The following is a 20,186-nucleotide window of genomic DNA, read 5'->3' on the forward strand; positions in this document are numbered from 1 at the left end:
GATACCGGGGGAAACGGCCCCGGTCCTTGTCCGAAATCAAGTGTGGTCGGGGGCAGCTGCGCCGCCCCCGATCCAAGGCTACAGGCCCAGCGCCTTGCGGCGTTCCTCGGCAAATCCCTGAACCATGCGGTCGGCGATCAGCGCCAGAATGGCCATCGCCGCCCCGGCCGAAATGCCCAGCCCCACATCTGCCTGCCCCAGCGCCAGATAGATCGACTGGCCCAGACCGGTCGTGCCGATCAGCGCCGCGATCACCAGCATCGCAAAGGCATAGAGGATCGTCTGGTTCAGCCCCAGCAGGATCGTGGGCGCAGCATAGGGCGCACGCACGTCGCGCATGATCTGCCACTCGGTCGCGCCGCTCGAGATCGCGGCCTCCATCATCTCGTCCGGGGTGTTGACCAGACCGTGACGGGTGTAGCGGATCATTGGCACGATAGCATAGGCGCAGATCGCCAGAAAGGCCGAAAACTCGCCGATCTGGAACACCATCAGCACCGGGATCAGGAACACGAACAGGGGAATCGTCTGCAGCATGTCGCAGATCGGGCGCACGATCTTCCAGACCGGCGACCAGACCGCGCTGGCGAGGCCGATCAGCCCGCCGACAACGGCGCAGAAGAACACCGCCGCACCGCTGAGATAGAGCGACAGCAGCGCCCTCTCCCACAGGCCCGAGATCAGGATCGTGCTCAGCAGCGCCACCGACAGCGCCGCCAGACGCCAACCGCCCGCCACCCAGCCCAACGCCGCCGCGCCGGTCAGCACGAAGGGCCATGGCAGGTTCGCGATGCCGGTTTCCAGCATGCCGATCAGGATCAGCGTGACCAGACCGCCAGTCAGGTGCCCGCGCCACGCCATCAGCAAGGCGATCACCGCACCGGCGGCGAACAGTCCAAAGCTCATGGCCGGGGTCCACTGGAACCCCCAGGTAAAGGGCAGAACCGCCTGATCCAGACCGATCCGCAGCGGCAGCAGGACATAGAACATCGAGTTGTTCTTGAGCGAATCCAGCCACGGGCCGTTATTCTGGGTAAAGGCTGTCAGGCCGCTGTCCACCGCCTCCGCGACCGGATCCAGCAGCGTCAGTTCGGACGGGTTGGGCAGCCGCGCCCAGAACAGCAGCGTGAACAGGACCGCAAAGCCAAGAACCGCCCAGACGACGCGGTTGTCATGGCGATTGCGCTCGGTTGCGAGCGTGCCGCTCATGCGGTCGATCACCACGGCAAAGACCACGATTACCATGCCGGCCAGCAGAGATTCACCGAACTGCGCCTTGCGCATGGTCAGCAGGACCTCCCAGCCGATGTCGTTGAACCCGCCGATGACCGCAGCGATGATCACCATCGACAGAGCCGCCATCAGGCACTGGTTCACACCCACCATGATCTGCGTCGCCGCCGCCGGGATTTCGACCTGGAACAGCTGCTGGAACCGGGTGCCGCCCGACATGATAGCGGCTTCCTTGATCTCGGGCTCCACGCGCTCCAACCCCAGCATCACGTTGCGCGCCATCGGCGGCGCTGCATAGATGGCCGAGGCAATCAGCCCCACCACAGGGCCAAACCCGAACAACAACAGCAACGGCGTCAGATAGGCAAAGGTCGGCACCGTCTGCATGATGTCCAACACCGCCTGAACGGCCGATTTCACCCGCGGCACTTCGTTGGCCAGAATGCCAATTGCACTGCCGACGATCAGCGCGACCGGTACCGATACGGCCACCAGCGCCAAGGTGTTCATGCTCTCGGCCCAATAGCCCGAAGCCAGCACGAAGCTGAGGCCCAGAAAGCCCAGCGCCGCCATGGGCAACCCGCCCAAATACCAGCCGAGTGCAGTCACCAGCCCGATCAGAATTGGCCAGGGCGTATTGCCCAGCACGAAATTGGCCCAGTTCATCGGGTAGGCCATAAGGTCGGAAAACAGCCGGGCCGCCGGTTTGATCGCGTTCAGAAACCAGTCGAGGAAGGCGCCCACCCATTGTGTGGCTGGCACTTCCCATGACGCAGGCCATTTGACGAGCCAGGGCGCGTGCGGCTCAAGCGCCAGACACAGCGCGCCCACGATCAGCGTGATCAGGGCCGCCTGCGCTCCGGCTGTCAGGTGAATCCGAGTGGGTCTGGGAACATCGGCGACGACGGTCATGCGTCATCCACCTGCAGGGCTGCGGCCAGATCCGAGGGGTGCACGGTGCCGACGATCGCGCCGGTTTCGTCATGCACCGGCACGGGCTCGTACAATGCCATACAGCGCGCCAGCGCCGCGTCCAATGTCATCTTTGTTGTCAGGCCAGGGTCATCGGGACCGCGCTCGGCCTCGCCCGCTTGCATGACCGAGGCGACTTTGGCGTGCTGGCCCTTGGCCACGTCCTTTGAGAACTCGCGCACATAGTCGTCGACGGGGCGCAGAACGATATCCGTCGGCGTGCCGATCTGCACAATCTTGCCGTCCCGCATGATTGCGATGCGGTCCGCCAGCTTTAGCGCTTCTTGAATATCATGCGTGATGAAGACGATGGATTTCTTCAGCGTCGCCTGAATGCGCAGGAATTCGTCCTGCAGCTGCCGCCGGATCAACGGGTCCAAGGCCGAAAACGGCTCGTCCAAGAACCAGATGTCGGGGTTCACTGCCAAAGACCGGGCGATGCCCACGCGCTGACGCTGACCGCCCGAAAGTTGCCGGGGAAAGCTGTCCTCGCGGCCCTCAAGCCCTACCAGCGAAATGACTTCCTGCGCGCGGGCCAGACGTTCTTTGCGGCCCACACCCTGCACGCGTAGCGGATAGGCGACGTTCTCGGCCACCGTCATGTGCGGGAACAGTCCGAAATGTTGGAACACCATGCCCAGTTTCTTGCGGCGCAGTTCGGTCAGCTGCTTCTTCGGGGCACCCATCACGTTGTCGCCGTCGATGCGGATCTCGCCACCCGTTCCGGGCAACAGTTGCGAGATGCAACGGATCAGGGTCGACTTGCCGGACCCCGACAGACCCATGATGACGAACAATTCACCATCGCGGACTTCGAAATTTGCATCCTGAACAGCCGGGATGAAACCCTGTTCGCGCAAATCGGCGGCGGCCTTGTCGGCGTCGTTCCCTGACCGAGACAACGCGTCGGTCAGGGCTTTTTCTGCGCCTTGGCCAAAAACCTGCCAGAGAGACTGGCAGGCAATGGCTGGCGTATTCGCGTCAGTCACTTAGGTGGCTCACTTCGTTGCCGCGTCCACGACCGGACGCCACTTGTCTTCGTTGTCCGCCATCCAGGCCGCGACAACCTCTTCGACCTTGCCGCCGTCGACATCGATCGCACCCATCATCGGCTGCTGGTCTTCGACCGCCAGTTGATAGTTGCTCAGGATTTCATAGGCGGCAGGCCACTTGTCCGCCAGACCGCTCCACCCGGCTTTGAAGATGCGCGAGGGCGAGAAATCGCAGTCATTGACGGCATTGGGGTTTGGCCCCCAGGCCGGATCGTTGAAGCAAGCGTCTTCACCCGGCGGCAACTCAACGAATTTCACATCATAGGCCGACATGGCCCAATGCGGTTGCCAGAAGGTGATCAGCAGAGGCGATTTGCGTTCGGTCGAAGCGCGTAGTTCGGCAATCAGCGCGCCCTCGGACCCGGCAGGAATAGCCTTGAACGGCAGTTCAAGCCCGACCATGCGGTCTGCCCCGGGCGTACCCCAGTCAGCCGGATAGTCGACCAGACGTCCCATCGGCAGGGTCTCAGCCGTCGCAAAATTCTGTGCGCAGTCCTTCAGCGCTTCCCACGCGGGCAGGCCCGGGCAAAGGTCGGCGACATGGGCCGGATATGCGATGCCTTCCTTCGCATCGAGGCCAAGGTCGCCGATTTCGACCACGGTGCCCTCTTCAATTTTCTTGGCGTATTCGTCCGACACGTTCGACGACCAGATCTCGAGCGTGGCGTCGATGTCTCCGTCGGCCAGCGCCTGGAACTGGTTCAACATGCCCGCGGTGACGAATTCGACCTGGTAACCGGCGGCCTTGAGCATCTCTGCAGCGACATGCGTGGTGACGTGTTGGCCCGTCCACTCGTTGATCGCCAGTTTGATCGGCTCGTCCACTGCGCCCATGTCAGCCGCGTGCGCGGCGCCAGCGACCATGATCGCCAGAAGGCTTACATTCAGTTTTTTCATGGATTTTCTCCCTGTTTCTTTGTTTTGCCCACCCCGGCGGAAACGTGCCCGCCGGCTGACTTGTCTAACGACAATACCATGTCGCAACATGCACAAATTTGGCCGGAAAAGGAAAGCGAACAGTTCGCGTCATTCCCAATAAACGGCCTCGGTACCGCATTTCATTCCTCTCGCGCCCTCGTGTCATGGGGCGGCTTGCCCGAGGTTTCGCGGACCGGACATTGATTGACGAGTCAATCACAAACCCAATTGGGGTCGTTTGTCGAGTATTTCTTGTGACGATGGGGCAAAATCCTGACTTTCCGACTGTTTTGCCCAAATGGCAGACCGTACTGGGCGGCTGCCCTTGCATTTACCGGAACAAATTGGCAACATTTGGCGCGAAGGGAGCTTTGCGATGCACCATTTCGATGAGATCTATGGGCTGGCGGCCGACCGGCACGGCGGACCGCACGCGCTTGAAGACAAACTGTCCAAGCCCAAATCCGCCAAGGAATTGGGCGCCCTGTCAGAGGATCGGTGGCTTTCGACAATCACCAAATGCATCTTCCAGGCTGGCTTCAATTGGAAGGTCATCGAGGCGAAATGGGACGGTTTCGAGGCGGCCTTTGACGGGTTCGACGTTGGGCGCTGCGCCTTCATGGATGATGAGAAATTCGACGCGCTGTTGCAGGACACGCGCATCGTGCGCAACGGCACCAAGATCGCCACCGTGCGCGACAACGCAGCGTTTCTTATGGAACTCCGCACGGAAGGCGGCGTTGGCAAAGTGTTGGGCGGCTGGCCATCGACCGACTATGTCGGACTTTTGGACATGCTCGCAAAACGTGGTTCTCGGTTGGGCGGGGCTTCAGCCCAGTATGCGATGCGCTTTGCCGGAAGAGACAGCTTTATCCTGTCACGCGACGTAACCGCCCGTTTGATCGCCGAAGGCGTCATCGACAAGCCAGCCACCTCCAAGAAAGCGATGGCTGCGGTACAGGACGCCTTCAACACCTGGATGCGTCAATCCGGCAGGTCGTTGACCGAAATCAGCCGGGTGCTTGCGATGAGCCTCTAGAATCGCTTGCGACCGAACCACAGCGGGCTAGGGTTTGGTCATGGTCCGGTTGATTTCGATCCTGCTTTTTCTTGCTCTGTTGTCCTGCGGTCGCCCTCTGACCGAGAACGAGCGCGCCTTTGCAAGCAAGGTTCAAGGCGAAACGCTGGATCTTGACCGGGTTCGGCTGGTCGAAGGCGCGCCGGTCGCCTCCATCACCTACGAACGAAAAGCCAGACCGAGGCTGGCTTGCCGCGAGCGTATCCTGCCGCCGGTCAAGGACGAGATCGTAACCGGAAAACCGGCGGCGATCGCGCTGTTCAACCGGGTATACTTCACCAAGGACTGGTATCTTGACGACTACATGGCGCGGTACCCCGACCAGATGAACCTTGTGGCCGCCATGATCTTTGCCCATGAACTAACCCATGTCTGGCAATGGCAGAACAGGAAAACCACCGGCTATCACCCGTTGCGGGCGGCTGCCGAACATGGTGGCCGCAAGGATCCTTACCTGTTCGATCTGGATAACTCGGCCGATTTTCTGGACTACGGGTTTGAACAGCAGGGCGCCATCGTCGAGGAATATGTCTGCTGCCGCGCATTGGATCCGGACGCCCCGCGGACCCAGCGTTTGCATGACATGCTGGCCAAGCATTTCGACCCGGAAAAACTGCCGGGTGCCCGGCGAGAAAGCGACGTGGTTATCCCTTGGAGCGGTGCCAAGGTGGAAGGCATCTGCAGATGAGGTTCACTTGCCTTGCAAGGTCTTTAGATACGCGACCAGATCGGCAATCGGCTTGCTTGTCAGGATCGGCTGGCCGGCATCTGTCTTGATGGCGGTGTCCTGCCCTTCGAAATATGGCCCGTAGACCGGCATCGGACTGCCATGGCTGACCAGAGGATCACGGCCGTCTATCCGCTGCACCACACGCGCGGTCGGAAATTTACCGCCCGCGTTCCCAAGCGTCTTCAGATTGGTAGGTTGGATCAACAGCACGCCGGCCATTGGCCCATGTCCAGTCGCATCCAGTCCATGACAGGTGGCGCAATGGTGCAGGTAAAGCTGCTCCCCGGCTTCGGCATCCTGGGCTTCAGCACCTGTGGCGGCTATCGTACCCGCCATGGCCAAGGCCGTAAACGTCAACAGTTTCATTGCGTTCCTCCGTTCTAACGCCAAAAGCAGGGTTGCCCGAACCGTAACGACCCGCAATGATCCAGATCAACGAAATCGGCTAAGGGGTCCGGGCCATGACACATTATGCAGCCATCATGCTCGCCGCCGGGATCGGAGTTCCGATTCTCGCCGCGCTGAATGCGGCGCTCGGAAAACTGATCGGCTCGCCCACCACCGCTGCGGTCATCCTGTTTGCAGTGGCGTTTGGGTCTTCGGCGCTGGTGATGCTGCTGTTCCCCGGAACACAAGCTTTGGCAAAGGTTGCGCAGACCCCGAAACATCTGCTGTTGGGTGGGGTTCTGATTGCCTTCTACGTGCTATCCATTACCCACGTCGCACCGCATTTCGGCGTCGGCAACGCGGTGTTCTTCGTGCTGTTGGGGCAGTTGATCAGCACCGCGGCCATTGACCATTTCGGCCTTTTCGGCGCGCAGGTCACACCGCTGACCCTGATGCGCGCCGGCGGGATCGCGGTGATGGCCGTAGGCGTCGCGATCACTCAGCTGGCCTGAGCACACCCCCGTCCAGCCGCAGCATCCGGTCCATCCGCGCCGCCAGGTCAAGGTTGTGCGTGGCAATCAACGCCGACAGGCCGGACTCGCGCACCAGACCCATCAGCGCGGCAAAGACCTGATCCGAGGTACCTGGGTCCAGATTCCCTGTCGGCTCGTCCGCCAGCAGTACACGCGGTTCATTGGCTAGGGCCCGGCAGAAAGCCACCCGCTGCTGCTCGCCCCCCGACAAAGCTGCCGGGCGGTGGTCGGCACGGTCGGCGACGCCGACACGTCCCAGCAGATCCATCGCGCGGGCCTTGGCCGCCCTGTCGGACACCCCGTTGGCCAATTGCGGAAGCACGACATTTTCCAGCGCGGTGAATTCCGGCAGCAGGTGATGAAACTGATAGACAAAACCCACATCCCGCCGACGCATCGCGGTGCGGGTGCGGTCGCCCTTGCCGGTCGCATCCTGCCCGCCGATTTCGACCGTCCCGAAATCCGGCGTATCCAGAAGACCGGCGATATGCAAAAGGGTCGACTTGCCCGCCCCCGAAGGCGCCACAAGCGCCACCGCCTCGCCCGCCCGCAGCTCCAGATCGGCGCCGCGCAGCACCTGCACCTCGGCGGGCGTGCCTTTCAAATAGGTCTTGGTCAGGCCGGTCAGACGCAAGGTGACATCATTCATAGCGCAGCGCCTCGACCGGGTTCAGCCGCGCCGCACGGCGGGCCGGGAAATAGGTGACGAAGAAGGACAGGCCCAGCGACAGCCCCACCGCCTTGAGCACGTCCGACAGGTGCAGCTCGGCCGGCAAGGCATAGATGCCGCGGATCGCCGGATCCCAGACGCCGCCGCCCATCACGTAGTTCACGAAAGAGAAGATCGGATCGATATAGAGCGCGAACAGGCAGCCCAGGATGACGCCCATCGCGGTGCCTATGATCCCGGTGAAGGCGCCACAGATGAAGAACACCCGCAGCACCGAACCCTCGCTCAGCCCGATAGTGCGCAGGATGCCGATGTCGCGGCCCTTGTTTTTCACCAGCATGATCAGCCCCGAGACGATGTTCATCGCGGCGATCAGCACGAGGATCGACAGGATGATGAACATCACGTTGTCCTCGACCTCGAGCGCGCGCAGAAAACCGCCTGAGGCATCCTGCCATGTCCAGATCTGCGAGCGTTCTCCCGCCGCCTCAAGGATGGGGATCAGGACCGGGTTCAGGTCCTCGGGGCGGTCCACCATCACTTCGATCTCGTCGGCGACACCTTCGCGGTTGAAAAAGCTCTGCGCCTCGGAAAACGGCATGTAGACGCGGGTGCGGTCGATGTCATAGCGCCCGGCCGAAAACACGTAGACGACTTCATAGGCATTCACGCGGGGCGAGGTGCCGAAGGCGGTCTTGACCCCGTTGGGCGAGGTCAGCTTGACCCGATCCCCCACCGTTGCACCGATGGCGCGGGCCACGCCCGAGCCGATGGCGATCCCCTCCTCGAACCGGGACAGGTCGCCGTAAGCCTGATCGCTTTCGGCGATACCGGGAAGGCTGTACAGGTCGTCGGGGCGGATACCGAACACCTCGACCCCGCTGCTACGATCGCGGTTGGTGATCAGAACTTGCCCCTTGACCAGCGGAGCGGCGCGCTGAACACCCGGCACCTGCGCGATGCGTTCGGCCATGGCGTCGTATTCAACGATGGTGCGATCAACCTGCCCTTGCGCGTCCAGTTCGCCGGCCGAGTAGACTGTTACATGAGCGTTGGCCCCAAGAATGGTGCCCACGAATTCGGACCGGAACCCTGACCGGACCGCCAGCGTGGCGATCAGAGCGAACACGGCCAGCGTGATCCCGATCAACGAGATCCAGGTCATCACGCTTACACCGCCTTCGGCACGCCGGGCGCGCAGATAGCGCCAGGCGATCTTCCATTCGAAGGCGGCAAAGGGAGGGGGTGTTCTGGCCATTCCTGCTCCGGCAAATCTGTGGTGGGGACATTTTCGGGATTTGGCTGGATGGTCAAGCCGGTTCTGGATGTACGCGCCCGTTCAACCGGCCAGCGACGCAGTTGCATTCAGCACGGACTGGGTCGTCTCACGATCACTGATCCCCCGACGCGCCAAGGCATCGAACAAGCGATCTTGGGTTTCAGGCGTCAGCATGGAAACCGCCCGGTTGTGCAGACCAAGGCTCAACAGTTCCGGGTCGTCGATCCTGGCGATCAGGTCTTCCAGCTTTTGTTGCGAATAGGTTGGCCACAGCCCCAACGCGGTGCTGGGCGCGTCCTCGAACCACGGGCGCAAAGCCAGATCCGACCGGAGACAAAATGCATTCAGCAGCATGAATTCCGAGGGTCTCCGGCGCGACCCGAAGAGCGACTGCACCGAACCGTAGCGTTCGTTGATCTCGTCCAACATCTCCAGCACCAACGACCTACGCACCGGGAACGGCGTCGAAAACGTCGTGGTCTTCAAAGCCTCGATATCCGGAACGGTGACCTGCAAAGCGTCCAGGCTCTGCTGCAGCCAGTTGCGGTGAAAGTCGCTTTTGACCGAAATGAACGGAAGCCGGGCGGCTCCGCCATCCGAAAAGAACTCTGCCTCAGCGAAAGACCGCAGAAACAGGTTTTTGGTGTCCAGAATAACCATCTGCTCCGCCTCGGCGATCCGTGCGGCACCCAGCTTGAGCACCTGCTGCGCGCGGTATCCGTTGTTGCCGCGCCAGCCCCCCTTTCGCACGAAAGGGATACGGTGCCGTCCTTCAATCAGAAGCCGCTCGCCTAGTGAACGCCGGGTGTATTGACCTGCCCCAAGCAGAATGTCATCGCCCCCGACGACCCGAACCTTGGATTGCAAAGGACCGTAGGCCGCCAATATGGGCTCGATACGCGCCCGCAATGCGGTTTCGTCGACGTCGTTCAGAACTACATGGATAGAAGCAACCTTGGCCGGATCAGCAAATCGCGCAAAGGAACGCGCCTGCAACTCGAGCAGCGGGTAATCCTTGGAATACACTATCGTGGCAAAACTCAGCACGGTCGGGTTGCCTTTCATAATCACTTGGCGCCGCTGTATCAGCTTCTCGACCGGCCGCCAAATCCGCTTTGCCGTGTTGGCGCAGAATCAGCCATCGGGCGCAAATTCCAGCAGCGGATGATTTTCGAAAGGCGATTATACCGCTGGTTGTGAAGCCCATCACAGACAGGCCCTTATTGTTTCAGGTATGAAGTCAATGTGAGGTTCAGACATTAAACTGAACTTGAAATGCAACATTTTCACAGCAACTTTGTTTCGCATTTTGCTTCTTTTGAGAAATTTTGGCACCCTGATTGTGGGGGAATACATTTTAAAGAGCGGGGGTCGCTCATGAATATTGAAAAGGAAATTGAACAGGTTGGTGCGCCAGCCACGACGATCACTTCTCAGGACATGGATTGCGAAACCGCAGCGTTGCTGCGGGCCGTCATCCGACCGCTGTTTGCTGGTGCGGCCAGTTGGGCCAGTCTAGCCGACACGCTGCGCGAAAAAGGCTATCGCCTGGCATTCCAAAGCGGGCGCATGTGCCTGATGGACCGGGCGACCGGCAAACGGCTTTGCGGGTTGCGGTTCCTGGACATCGAATTGAAGGATCTGGTCCGACGTATGGGCCGCCCCGTCGTAGTCGCCCGAGGTGACAGGGCGGATGGGGAACTACTTCGCGCGCGTCCGGCGACGGGCGGGCCCTAGTACCGCCGCCAGAACTGGACGGACCGGCGTAGAGACTTGGCAAGGCCGTGTTTGGCGGCCCGCCGGATCGGCAGTGGCGTTTCCGGGCGCCTCAGCACCTCGATGAGCAGGTTTGCCGGCATATGCCCGCGGCGATAGAACTCCGCGAAATCATCCAGATCCAATCCTTGTGCCGCACGATAATCGGCAAAGAACCGTTGCCAGACTCGGGCATAGTCCTGCCCCGTCGCTTGCTGGTCGCTGGTCTCGCCTCGGTCCCAGAACAATGAAATCGGCTCATCCATCCTTTCGCCGCGATAGCCCCCGGCAACCAGTCGCAGCATCAGGTCGTAGTCCGCGGCGATGCGAAACTGTGTGTCGTGTCCCCCCAATTCCTGAAAAACATCTCGTCTCAAAAAAACAGAATTATGGCAAAACGGCATACGCTGGAGGATGGCTTTGACCGACATCCGTTTTTCCATCTTTTCCCCGCCGTCAGCGGACCGGTGCAGGGTTGACCCAAAAAGATAGTCGGGGTGGGTCGCGGTCAATCGCTCGGCCGCCCGGTTCAGAACATCATCCGCTGCCAACGAGTCGTCGGAATTGAGGAACAGCACGTATTCGCCGCGTGCGGCTTTGACGCCGCGATTCATCGCGTCGTACAGGCCTTGGTCCGGTTCACTGATCAGCCGCGTGCGCGGAGCGTCGGCGATCAAATCCTGAATGAATTTGACCGTCCCGTCCGTCGATGCTCCGTCCTGAATGATGTGCTCGGAACTGTCGCAATTCTGCCGCGCCATGCATTCGATGACGCGGGGAAATGTGTCCTGACGCCCTTGGGACAGCAGGTTCCAAGTTGCCGTGATCACCGAGATCAGCGGCGCGTCACCGGTTTCAGACGGAGCGCTCATAGATCTCGGCAATGCGGGTTACGGCGGCCTCGGGGCTCAGCTCTTCGCTTTCGCCCGTGCGGCGGCTGGTCAGTTCGACCACCCCGTTCTTCAACCCGCGCGGGCCGACGGTGATACGCCAGGGCAGGCCGATCAGGTCCATCGTGGCAAACTTGCCCCCTGCCCGCTCGTTGCGGTCGTCATAGAGCGGCTCGAGCCCCAGCGCGGTCAGCGCCTTGTAGATCTTGTCGCAGGCCGCGTCGGCCTCGTCATCGCCTTGCTTCAGGTTGACGATGCCGCAGTGGAACGGGGTCACGCCCTCGGGCCAGATGATGCCCTTGTCGTCGTGGCTGGCCTCGATAATCGCACCGATCAGGCGGCTGACGCCGATGCCGTGGCTGCCCATGTGCACCGGAACCTGCTTGCCGTCGGGGCCTTGCACCGTGGCGCCCATCGGCTCGGAATACTTGGTGCCGAAATAGAAGATCTGCCCAACCTCGATGCCACGCGCGCTGCGGCGGCGTTCCTCGGGCACCTGCTGGAACAGGGCCTCGTCATGGGTTTCGTCCGTGCGGGCATAGAGCGAGGTGAACTCCTCCATGATCGCCTGGCACTGGGCCTTGTCGTCATAGTCGATGTCGCGCTCGCCCAGACGGATATCAGTAACCGCGCTGTCATAGAACACCTCGGATTCGCCGGTATCGGCCAACACCAGGAATTCATGCGTGTCGTCACCGCCGATCGGGCCGCTGTCCGCGCGCATCGGGATCGCCTGCAGCCCCATGCGTTCATAGGTGCGCAGATAGCTGACCAGGTGGCGGTTGTAGGCGTGCAGCGCGTCTTCTTTCGTCAGGTCGAAATTGTAGCCGTCCTTCATGTAAAATTCGCGGCCGCGCATCACGCCGAAACGGGGGCGGATCTCGTCGCGGAACTTCCACTGGATCTGGTACAGGGTCAGCGGCAGGTCCTTGTAGCTGCTGACGTGAACGCGGAAGATGTCGGTGACCAGTTCCTCGGCGGTGGGGGTATAGAGCATATCGCGGCCGTGGCGGTCCTGCATACGCAGCATTTCCTGACCGTAATCATCATAACGCCCGGATTCCCGCCACAGATCGGCGGATTGCAGGATCGGCATCTGGATCGGAATGTGCCCGGCGCGGATCTGTTCCTCGTGCACAATGTTTTCCAGCTTGCGCAGCACCTTGAATCCCAGCGGCAGCCACGAATAGATCCCGGCGGCAGCCTGCTTGATCATCCCGGCGCGCAGCATCAGCCGGTGGCTGACGATCTGGGCCTCGGACGGGTTTTCCTTGAGTACGGGCAGAAAGTAACGGCTGAGGCGCATGTTTTTACCTTGCAGGTGAGAATTCCACGGCCACGTGATTATGCGAAAGCCCCGCCGGGGGCAATCGGGCAATGGCGGATTTGCGACCTCAGGTCAGTCGGAATTTTGATTGACCCGCCAATCAGGTCTCGAAACAGTGGGAAAACTTCTGAAGACGAGGCCCCGATGCAGACCATCCGCGAACCCGCCCGAGACATCCCCGTGGTGCACAAGACTGACGTATTGGTGGTGGGCTCTGGCCCGGCAGGGCTGGCCGCGGCGCTTGCTGCCGCGCGCGCCGGGGCCGAGGTCGCTCTGCTGGACCGTTTCGGCTGCATGGGCGGCAATATCACCGCTGTCGGGGTCGAGGGCTTTGCCTGGTACCGGCACGACAAGACCATCGAGGCCGGCGGCATCGGATGGGAGTTCGAGCAACGCGCCAAGGAGATGGGCGCGGCGGTCCCGGAAAGCCAATCGCTGAGCTACGAGTTGGACAGCGAGGGTTTCAAGCTGGTGGCCGACCGGTTGGTGGAAGAGGCCGGTGTCCGCCCGATGCTGCATCGCCAGTTCGTGGCCCCGATCATGGACGGCGACCGGATCACTGGTGTGATCACCGAGTCGAAGGCGGGGCGCGAGGCAATCCTTGCCCGCATCGTGATCGACGCCACGGGTGATGCCGACGTGGCCCACCGTGCCGGCGCACCGACCCGCAAGACCGAGTCGGAACAGATGATGGCGGCCTCGGTCATGTTCCACTTGGCCGGGGTCGACAAGCGCGCCTTCATGGATGGCGTAAAGGCCGACCCGCAGACCTACAAGGACTGGGGCGGCGGCGGTGAATGGAACATCGAGACCAGCGGCAAAGAGGACAACATGTTCTCGCCCTTCGTCTACAAGCCGTTCCAGCAGGCCATCGACCAAGGCCTCATTCCGGCGCACCTGAACACAATCGCGGGCACCTGGGGTGCAATGCATGACACGGGCGAGCTGACCTATATGAACCTGATCCACCTGGCCGGGATCGACGGGACGGACCCGGACAGCCTGACCAGGGGCGAGATCGAGGGCCGCCGCCAGACCATGCTGGCGATTGACGCTCTGCGTCGGTTCATGCCCGGATGCGAAAACGCACGGCTGCGCAACTTCGGCATGACCATCGGCATCCGTGACACCCGCAAGATCGACGCGGTCTACAACATGACCGAGGACGATGTGCGCCATCAGGGCCGGTTCGAGGACACGATCGGCATCTACCCCGAGTTCATCGACGGTTACGGCATCCTGATCCTGCCCACCACCGGGCGCTACATGCAGGTACCCTACCGCTCGATGCTGCCCAAGGGGGTGCGCGGGCTGCTGGTGGCTGGCCGGTCTCACGGGGCCGACCGCATCGCCCACGCGGCGACACGCAACATGGCCTGCTGCGCGGTGATGGGCCAAGGGGCCGGCATCGCGGCCGCCATCGCACTGAAAAGCAATCAGGATCTGTCCGAATTGAACCTGACCCCGGTTCATTCCGAATTGGACAGACAAGGCGTGAGGATCCACTGATGGAACACATCCCGACGATCGACCTTGCGCCCTTGATGCAGGAGGCCCACCCTTACCACGGAAAAACCGTCCAGCAGGTTATGGACGCGTGCACCGGGATAGGTTTCCTTTCGATCACCGGCACCGGCATCCCGCCAGAGCTGGTCGAGCGGGTCCGGGTTTGCGTTCGCGCAATCTTCGACGTGGACGAAGCCAGCAAATGGCAGCAGGCGATCACCCGCGAGAACTATCGCGGATATATCCCGATGGGGTTTTTCACCCCCAATGACGGATCGGGACATGCGGACAAGTATGAGGGCTACAAGCTGCACCACGAAGTGGCCGAAGATGCGCCCATCCGCCGGGATTGCGCGCTGTACGGACCCAACCTCTGGCCCGCAGAAATACCGGATGCGCATGGTATCATCCTGGAATACTGGGCGCAACTGGATCAGGTGGCCGACAGCTTGCTGGGCGCGTTGGAGTCCGGGCTGGAACTGCCTGCGGGCAGCCTGCGGAATGCGTTCCGCGACCCGTTGACCAACATGACTTTGCTGCACTACCCGCCGCAGGCCCCGGAAGAGGGCGGCTATGGCATCCACCCCCACAAGGACACTGACGCGTTGACCATCATCGCCCCTGACCCGGTGGGTGGGCTGGAGGTCCAGACGCGGGGCGGCGGCTGGATCACTCCCGACTGCCCAACTGGTGGGTTTGTCGTCAACATCGGGGACATGCTCGAGCTCTGGTCCGGAGGGCGCCTGAAATCGACCCCGCACCGCGTGGTCAACCGATCCGGAAAGGAGCGCTACTCTTTTCCCTATTTCGCGGTACCACGGCACGACGTGGTGGTTTCTCCGCTGCTGCCGCCGCTGCCGGGATTTGACCGCCCGTCCGTACATTGCGGTCACTGGTCCGCCGAGATCTGGCGCACCAACTGGTCCGACGAGACCGCCGCCGAAGACACGCCGGAACTGGGCACTCTGCACGACTGAGACACAAAAACACTGATCCATGAACCGCTTGCATCGCGGGCCTTCATCAGCCAAGAACAAGGGCAACGACGCAGTCAGGAGGCCGCGATGGCGTTGCCGGTTCGGGATCAATTCAGATATTGGGGCATCGCCGCTGCGATATTCATATTGCTGTTGTGGCTGCTGGGCGACGTTCTGCTGCCATTCGTGATCGGCGGCGCAGTGGCCTATTTCCTGGATCCCGTAGCCGATCGGCTGGAGAACATGGGGCTCTCCCGCGCGGCTGCGACGGCGATCATTACCGTCTTCAGTATTCTTGCCTTTGCCTTGATGATCCTGATGGTGGTTCCGGCCCTGATCACTCAGCTGATCGATCTGGTGGACGTACTGCCCAGCCTGTTCCAGGAATTGCGAGCCTTCGTCGAGCGGCAATTCCCGTCGCTGCTGGACCGGGAATCGAACACCCACCAGTTCCTTCTTTCAATGGGCGACACGCTGAAGGGCAAAACAGGCGACATCCTCGAAACGGTCATGGCTTCGGTCGGGTCAGCGGTGAACATCGTGGTCCTTCTGGTGATTGTGCCCGTCGTGGCCGTCTACCTTTTGCTGGACTGGGACCGAATGATCGCCCGGATCAACGATCTGCTGCCCCGGGACCATGCGCCGACGATCCGCAAGCTGGCCGCCGATATTGACGCTGTTCTTGCCTCGTTCGTGCGCGGCATGGGTACGGTTTGCCTTATCCTGGGCACCTACTACGCCGTTGCCTTGATGATCGTCGGCCTACAATTCGGCCTGGTGGTCGGTTTCATCGCCGGGTTGGTCACCTTCATTCCCTATCTGGGCGCATTGATCGGCGGTACGCTGGCCATTGGCTTGGCGCTATTCCAATTCTGGGGTGACTGGGCCTCGATCGGTCTGGTGGCAGGGATATTCGCCATCGGCCAAGTCGTCGAAGGCAATTTCCTGACGCCCAAACTGGTTGGTGACTCGGTCGGGTTGCACCCGGTCTGGTTGCTTCTGGCCTTGTCCGTCTTTGGCGCGCTATTCGGGTTTGTCGGCATGCTGATCGCCGTTCCGGTCGCGGCGGCCTTGGGCGTGCTTGCACGTTTCGGAACTTCGCAATATCTGACAAGCCGCCTGTACACGGGGCGTGACGAGCTGGATCCGGAAAGCGAGTGAATGGCCAAACAGCTGAGCTTTGATCTTCCGGCGATGACGGCGCTGGGGCGCGAGGATTTTTTCGTATCTCCCGCGAATGCGCTGGCCGTCGCAATGATCTCGGCCAATTCTTGGCCGGGCAACAAGCTGGTCCTGAGCGGCCCGGCCGGATCGGGCAAAACCCATCTTGCGCATGTCTGGGCCGCCGAGACAGGCGGGCGTATCGTGCAGGCCGCGGATCTGAAACACGAAGATGTTCCCGCACTTGCGCAAAGTCCCGTGGCGGTCGAGGACATCCCGATGATCGCCGGGGATATAGACCAGCAGAAAACCCTGTTTCACCTCCACAATCTGGTTCTGGCCGAGGGGCATGCCCTGCTGATGACCGGGCGCCTTGCCCCCAAATACTGGGAACTGCCGCTGGCCGACCTGCAAAGCCGGGTGGAAGGTGCCCATCATGTGGCGCTTGATCCGCCCGATGATGCCTTGCTGTGTGCGGTTCTGGCGAAACTGTTCGTCGACCGACAGCTGAACCCGGGGCCGGACGTCATCGCCTACCTCGTCAAGCACATGGATCGCCGGTTTGAATCCGCAGCCGACGTGGTGGCGCAACTGGATCAGGTCGCCTTGGCAGAAAAGCGCGAGATAACACGGGCCTTGGCCGTGCGCGTTCTGAACAACGAAATCGATACGGCGGTTTCCGGTGATTGACCCGTGGGGTCCGATTTCGCATCCTGCGCGAGGCAACGTTGGGGAGATCATGGAACAGAGCGCTGCAAGGATCCCGGACTGGGGACCATTCGGAAGACCGCTGTTCGACCATCCGGGAATCCGCGATCTCTCGCGCGTTGGCGTGGTCGATGTCGGATCGAACTCGGTTCGGATGGTTATCTTTGACGGCGCGGCCCGGTCACCCGCTTATTTCTACAACGAAAAAGTCATGTGCGAGCTTGGCGCCGGGCTGTCGGAAACCGGCAGGCTGAACCCGCGCGGTCGCGTACGTGCGTTGGCGGCGCTGCGGCGCTTTGAACACCTGTCCCGCGATCTTGGCCTGCCCGGACTGCACGTTGTAGCCACCGCCGCCGTGCGCGAGGCGGAAGACGGTCCGGAGTTCTGTCAGGAGGTTCTGGCCGAGACAGGGCTGCATATCTCGGTCATCGACGGCGAGGAAGAGGCCCGATTGTCGGCACAGGGCGTCCTGCTGGGCTGGCCGGGCGCCTACGGCCTGATCTGCGACATCGGCGGTTCGTCCATGGAGCTGGCAGAGATCGGCGGCGGATCGGTCGGAAGGTGCGTGTCCTCGTCTCTGGGGCCGCTCAAACTCCGGGATATCAAGGGCGGACGCCGCGCCCGCAAGGCCCACATCAAGGAAACACTCGAGGCGCTTCGTGACCAGATGGGGCCGCAGCGCGACCGACTGTTCCTGGTCGGCGGAAGCTGGCGAGCCTTTGCAAGGTTGGACATGCTGCGCCGCGGATATCCGCTGAACGTGCTGCACGAATACCGCATGACCACCAAGCAGGTGCGCGAAACGATCAAGTTCATCGAAAAGGGCGACCACGAACACCTGCGCTCTCAGGCCGGGGTCTCAAGCTCGCGGATGGCCCTGATTCCGTATGCCATGGACGTGCTGTCGCGGCTGATCCGCACCTTCAAACCCAAAGACATCGCAATATCCAGCTATGGTATCCGCGAGGGTCTGCTGTATGAGCAGATGCCGCAGATTCTGCGGGATTGCGACCCTTTGATCGAGGCCTGCCGGTTCTCGGAGCAAAAGGACGCTCGCCTGCCCGGTTTCGGGCCGCATCTTTATGATTTTGTGATGCCGCTGTTCCGGTCCGCCCCTCCGGCCCGAGTTCGGCTGATCAAGGCGGCCTGCCTGTTGCACGATGTCAGCTGGCGCGCCCACCCCGATTATCGGGCCGAGGTCTGTTTCGACAATGTGACTCGCGCCAACCTGGGCGGCCTGAAACACTCGGAACGTGTCTTCATCGGACTTGCCCTGCAGCATCGTTACCGGAACAAGCGAGAGGGCAACCGCTTCGCCCCTCTGTACGAACTGCTGGACGAGCGCGACCAGAAGCAGGCCGAGATTCTGGGAAAGGCCATGCGTTTCGGCGCAATGCTGTGGATGCAGAACGACGCGGCCACTGGCAAGCTGCGGTTCTACCCCAAGAAGCGCGAACTGGAGTTTTACCTGCCCAAGTCGCTCAGCCCTTTGTTCAACGAAGTGGCCGAGGCAAGATTCGAGTCACTGGCGAACGCGCTCAAATCACGCCCGATAGTCAAAATGCAGGGCTGATCCGGACGATCAGATATCGGTTGCACCTTCGTCGTCCTCCTTGGGAGCAACCTCATCGGGCTGGTCGGGAACGTCCGGTTTCCTGCGGATGATAATGTCGCCATTGGGCAGCATTTCGGGCGCCTCATAGGCGCTCCAATCCTTGACCTTGCCGCCGATCTCGGCAAGGGCCGGGCCCATCTCCTCGATAAAGGACTGCATGGCCGGGCCGAATTGCTCGGCAAGCCCCAGAAGATCCTCGAGCGCGGGCTCCATTTCCTTTCGCAGGCCCTCGAAGAACAGCTCGGCCCCCTGCTCCATCAGGGACTTACCGCCTTCGTCCTGGGCCGCGGCCGGCGCGGCAAAAAGGGCCGTGGCACCTATCAGCATCAATCGTTTCATGACCTGAAATATAAGGGGCGGGAACAGTTGTTGAAAGGGTCAGATGTCGATGTCCAGCGTCACCGGAAAATGATCTGAGGCCGTGACCAAGGCATCGCGCAACTCCGGCACCGTCCAGCAGTGCTCGTCCCGGAACGGGTGCCAGATGCGCCAGACCGGACTGCGGGCCCTCAGATCCTCGCTGATCATGATGTAGTCCAACAACGCCTCAAGATATTGGCCTTCCTTCGGGCGGGCAAAGCGCGCGGTCGATGGGATCCAGCCCGGCCGAGGTCGAAGTGCCTGTGCGGGATGCGGATCGTACAGGCCGGTTTCCAGAAGGATTTCCACCGATGACCGCCCGAAAAGATGTTCGAATTCATCCAATCCCGGCCCGTCATTCAAGTCGCCCAGCAAGATCACCGGTTCAGCAGCGGCTATGTGCGCGCGCACCCGGCGCGACAGCCAGACAGCCTGCGCCAACTGCTTGCGGCGGTTGGCGATAGAGATGCGCAAGGCTTCGTCGCGCGATTGGGCACCGTGCGGTGCCTTGGACTTCAGATGTGCACCGATCAACCGGAACTCGAACCCGGCCCGGGTTCGGACCGCCAGTTCCATGGGTGGTTTTGAAAACCGCACCAGATCCTCGGTCGCGTCAATGTCCAGATCGATCCGAAACTCGCGGTCAAAGCGTGGGAGATCGTCGGGGTCATGGCCGCCATCTTGCACTCCTTTCGGGTCGTGCCGGGCGGTCAGGGCCTCGGGATCATACAAGAGGGCCAGTTCCTGATGCGTATCGTTGGCGAAACCCATGATCGCATTGGATGTACGCAGATCGAACGTCTCGGCGAAATGCTGCAAGGCGCGCACCGTGTTTTGCGATTTGCCCGTATTCGGCGCCTCGACGATCAGCATGGCGTCGGCGTCGACGGCCGTCAGCACCGTCGCAATGGCCTCGATCTGCTGTGCCTTGGTGACATTGTGCCGGCCCGACCAGCTGTCATCGGCAACCAGTTCATCATTGCGGTCGAACAAATTGGCGAACCATTCAATGTTGTAGGTCGCCAGACGCATCGC

20 protein-coding genes are annotated in these 20,186 nt (G+C 61.5%); 9 read left to right on the forward strand and 11 right to left on the reverse strand.

Annotated features, from left to right (window positions below; genetic code table 11):
- Window positions 1-78 precede the first annotated feature (78 nt).
- The 3 genes from ACR0BA_RS06655 to ACR0BA_RS06665 are packed head-to-tail and all read right to left on the reverse strand — an operon-like array spanning window position 79 to window position 4,154.
- Window positions 79-2,145, reverse strand: a complete 2,067-nt coding sequence (locus ACR0BA_RS06655; protein ID WP_480727016.1) for an ABC transporter permease — start codon at window positions 2,143-2,145, stop codon at window positions 79-81.
- On the reverse strand, window positions 2,142-3,194 hold the full coding sequence (locus ACR0BA_RS06660; RefSeq protein ID WP_093964806.1) for a quaternary amine ABC transporter ATP-binding protein: 1,053 nt from the start codon (window positions 3,192-3,194) through the stop codon (window positions 2,142-2,144). The genes ACR0BA_RS06655 and ACR0BA_RS06660 overlap by 4 nt, the downstream gene beginning before the upstream one ends.
- 9 nt (window positions 3,195-3,203) lie before the next feature.
- Window positions 3,204-4,154, reverse strand: a complete 951-nt coding sequence (locus ACR0BA_RS06665; RefSeq protein WP_170369440.1) for an ABC transporter substrate-binding protein — start codon at window positions 4,152-4,154, stop codon at window positions 3,204-3,206.
- A 397-nt stretch (window positions 4,155-4,551) separates the two neighbouring features.
- Here ACR0BA_RS06665 and ACR0BA_RS06670 point away from each other — a divergent pair, with 397 nt between their 5' ends.
- Both ACR0BA_RS06670 and ACR0BA_RS06675 read left to right on the forward strand, forming a co-directional pair.
- Window positions 4,552-5,214 carry a DNA-3-methyladenine glycosylase I gene (locus ACR0BA_RS06670; protein ID WP_170365692.1) on the forward strand — a complete coding sequence of 221 codons (663 nt, stop codon included), beginning with the start codon at window positions 4,552-4,554 and terminating at the stop codon, window positions 5,212-5,214.
- 40 nt (window positions 5,215-5,254) lie between these two features.
- Window positions 5,255-5,941, forward strand: coding sequence for a hypothetical protein (locus ACR0BA_RS06675; protein ID WP_170340237.1), 687 nt, complete (start codon window positions 5,255-5,257; stop codon window positions 5,939-5,941).
- 3 nt (window positions 5,942-5,944) lie between these two features.
- Here ACR0BA_RS06675 and ACR0BA_RS06680 read toward each other — a convergent pair whose 3' ends face one another.
- Window positions 5,945-6,349, reverse strand: coding sequence for a c-type cytochrome (locus ACR0BA_RS06680; protein WP_170357253.1), 405 nt, complete (start codon window positions 6,347-6,349; stop codon window positions 5,945-5,947).
- 95 nt (window positions 6,350-6,444) lie between these two features.
- On the opposite strand from ACR0BA_RS06680, the gene ACR0BA_RS06685 reads away from it, so the two are divergent.
- Complete coding sequence (locus ACR0BA_RS06685) at window positions 6,445-6,882, forward strand: DMT family transporter (protein ID WP_170340233.1); 438 nt, start codon at window positions 6,445-6,447, stop codon at window positions 6,880-6,882.
- Here ACR0BA_RS06685 and ACR0BA_RS06690 read toward each other — a convergent pair.
- The 3 genes from ACR0BA_RS06690 to ACR0BA_RS06700 all read right to left on the reverse strand — a co-directional run bounded on the left by ACR0BA_RS06690 (window position 6,866) and on the right by ACR0BA_RS06700 (window position 9,917).
- Window positions 6,866-7,552, reverse strand: coding sequence for an ABC transporter ATP-binding protein (locus tag ACR0BA_RS06690; RefSeq protein WP_170365685.1), 687 nt, complete (start codon window positions 7,550-7,552; stop codon window positions 6,866-6,868). The genes ACR0BA_RS06685 and ACR0BA_RS06690 overlap by 17 nt on opposite strands.
- On the reverse strand, window positions 7,545-8,831 hold the full coding sequence (locus ACR0BA_RS06695; RefSeq protein ID WP_480727018.1) for a lipoprotein-releasing ABC transporter permease subunit: 1,287 nt from the start codon (window positions 8,829-8,831) through the stop codon (window positions 7,545-7,547). The genes ACR0BA_RS06690 and ACR0BA_RS06695 overlap by 8 nt, the downstream gene beginning before the upstream one ends.
- Window positions 8,832-8,912: 81 nt before the next feature.
- A complete protein-coding gene (locus ACR0BA_RS06700) occupies window positions 8,913-9,917 on the reverse strand; it encodes a DUF6492 family protein (RefSeq protein ID WP_480727019.1) in 1,005 nt (334 codons plus the stop codon).
- 312 nt (window positions 9,918-10,229) lie between these two features.
- On the opposite strand from ACR0BA_RS06700, the gene ACR0BA_RS06705 reads away from it, so the two are divergent.
- Window positions 10,230-10,589 (forward strand): hypothetical protein, encoded by a 360-nt coding sequence (locus ACR0BA_RS06705; protein WP_480727021.1) that lies wholly within the window; start codon window positions 10,230-10,232, stop codon window positions 10,587-10,589.
- Here ACR0BA_RS06705 and ACR0BA_RS06710 read toward each other — a convergent pair.
- Window positions 10,586-11,479, reverse strand: a complete 894-nt coding sequence (locus ACR0BA_RS06710) for a glycosyltransferase family 2 protein (RefSeq protein WP_170390980.1) — start codon at window positions 11,477-11,479, stop codon at window positions 10,586-10,588. The two genes, ACR0BA_RS06705 and ACR0BA_RS06710, sit on opposite strands and share 4 nt — an antisense overlap.
- Window positions 11,463-12,803 carry a proline--tRNA ligase gene (gene proS / locus ACR0BA_RS06715; RefSeq protein WP_480727022.1) on the reverse strand — a complete coding sequence of 447 codons (1,341 nt, stop codon included), beginning with the start codon at window positions 12,801-12,803 and terminating at the stop codon, window positions 11,463-11,465. The genes ACR0BA_RS06710 and proS overlap by 17 nt, the downstream gene beginning before the upstream one ends.
- A 165-nt stretch (window positions 12,804-12,968) precedes the next feature.
- On the opposite strand from proS, the gene ACR0BA_RS06720 reads away from it, so the two are divergent.
- From ACR0BA_RS06720 to ACR0BA_RS06740, 5 genes are all read left to right on the forward strand, one after another.
- Window positions 12,969-14,333 (forward strand): FAD-dependent oxidoreductase, encoded by a 1,365-nt coding sequence (locus tag ACR0BA_RS06720; RefSeq protein ID WP_480727024.1) that lies wholly within the window; start codon window positions 12,969-12,971, stop codon window positions 14,331-14,333.
- Entirely contained in the window at window positions 14,333-15,307 is a 975-nt protein-coding gene (locus ACR0BA_RS06725) for an isopenicillin N synthase family dioxygenase (protein ID WP_480727025.1), read from the forward strand. Before ACR0BA_RS06720 ends, ACR0BA_RS06725 begins: the two co-directional genes overlap by 1 nt.
- 87 nt (window positions 15,308-15,394) lie before the next feature.
- Window positions 15,395-16,468: an AI-2E family transporter gene (locus ACR0BA_RS06730; protein WP_170340814.1), complete on the forward strand. Its 1,074-nt coding sequence runs from the start codon at window positions 15,395-15,397 to the stop codon at window positions 16,466-16,468.
- Window positions 16,469-17,158: an HdaA/DnaA family protein gene (locus tag ACR0BA_RS06735; protein WP_480727027.1), complete on the forward strand. Its 690-nt coding sequence runs from the start codon at window positions 16,469-16,471 to the stop codon at window positions 17,156-17,158.
- Between the two features lie 49 nt (window positions 17,159-17,207).
- Window positions 17,208-18,749: a Ppx/GppA family phosphatase gene (locus ACR0BA_RS06740; protein ID WP_170364623.1), complete on the forward strand. Its 1,542-nt coding sequence runs from the start codon at window positions 17,208-17,210 to the stop codon at window positions 18,747-18,749.
- Between the two features lie 9 nt (window positions 18,750-18,758).
- Here the strand turns inward: ACR0BA_RS06740 and ACR0BA_RS06745 are convergent, their stop codons facing one another.
- Complete coding sequence (locus tag ACR0BA_RS06745) at window positions 18,759-19,118, reverse strand: hypothetical protein (RefSeq protein ID WP_437436398.1); 360 nt, start codon at window positions 19,116-19,118, stop codon at window positions 18,759-18,761.
- A gap of 51 nt (window positions 19,119-19,169) precedes the next feature.
- The gene (locus tag ACR0BA_RS06750; protein WP_480727473.1) at window positions 19,170-20,183 is read right to left on the reverse strand and encodes an endonuclease/exonuclease/phosphatase family protein; all 1,014 of its coding nucleotides are present in this window, start codon (window positions 20,181-20,183) and stop codon (window positions 19,170-19,172) included.
- Between the last annotated feature and the right edge of the window lie 3 nt (window positions 20,184-20,186).

The organism is Ruegeria sp. CI5 (genome assembly GCF_056536885.1).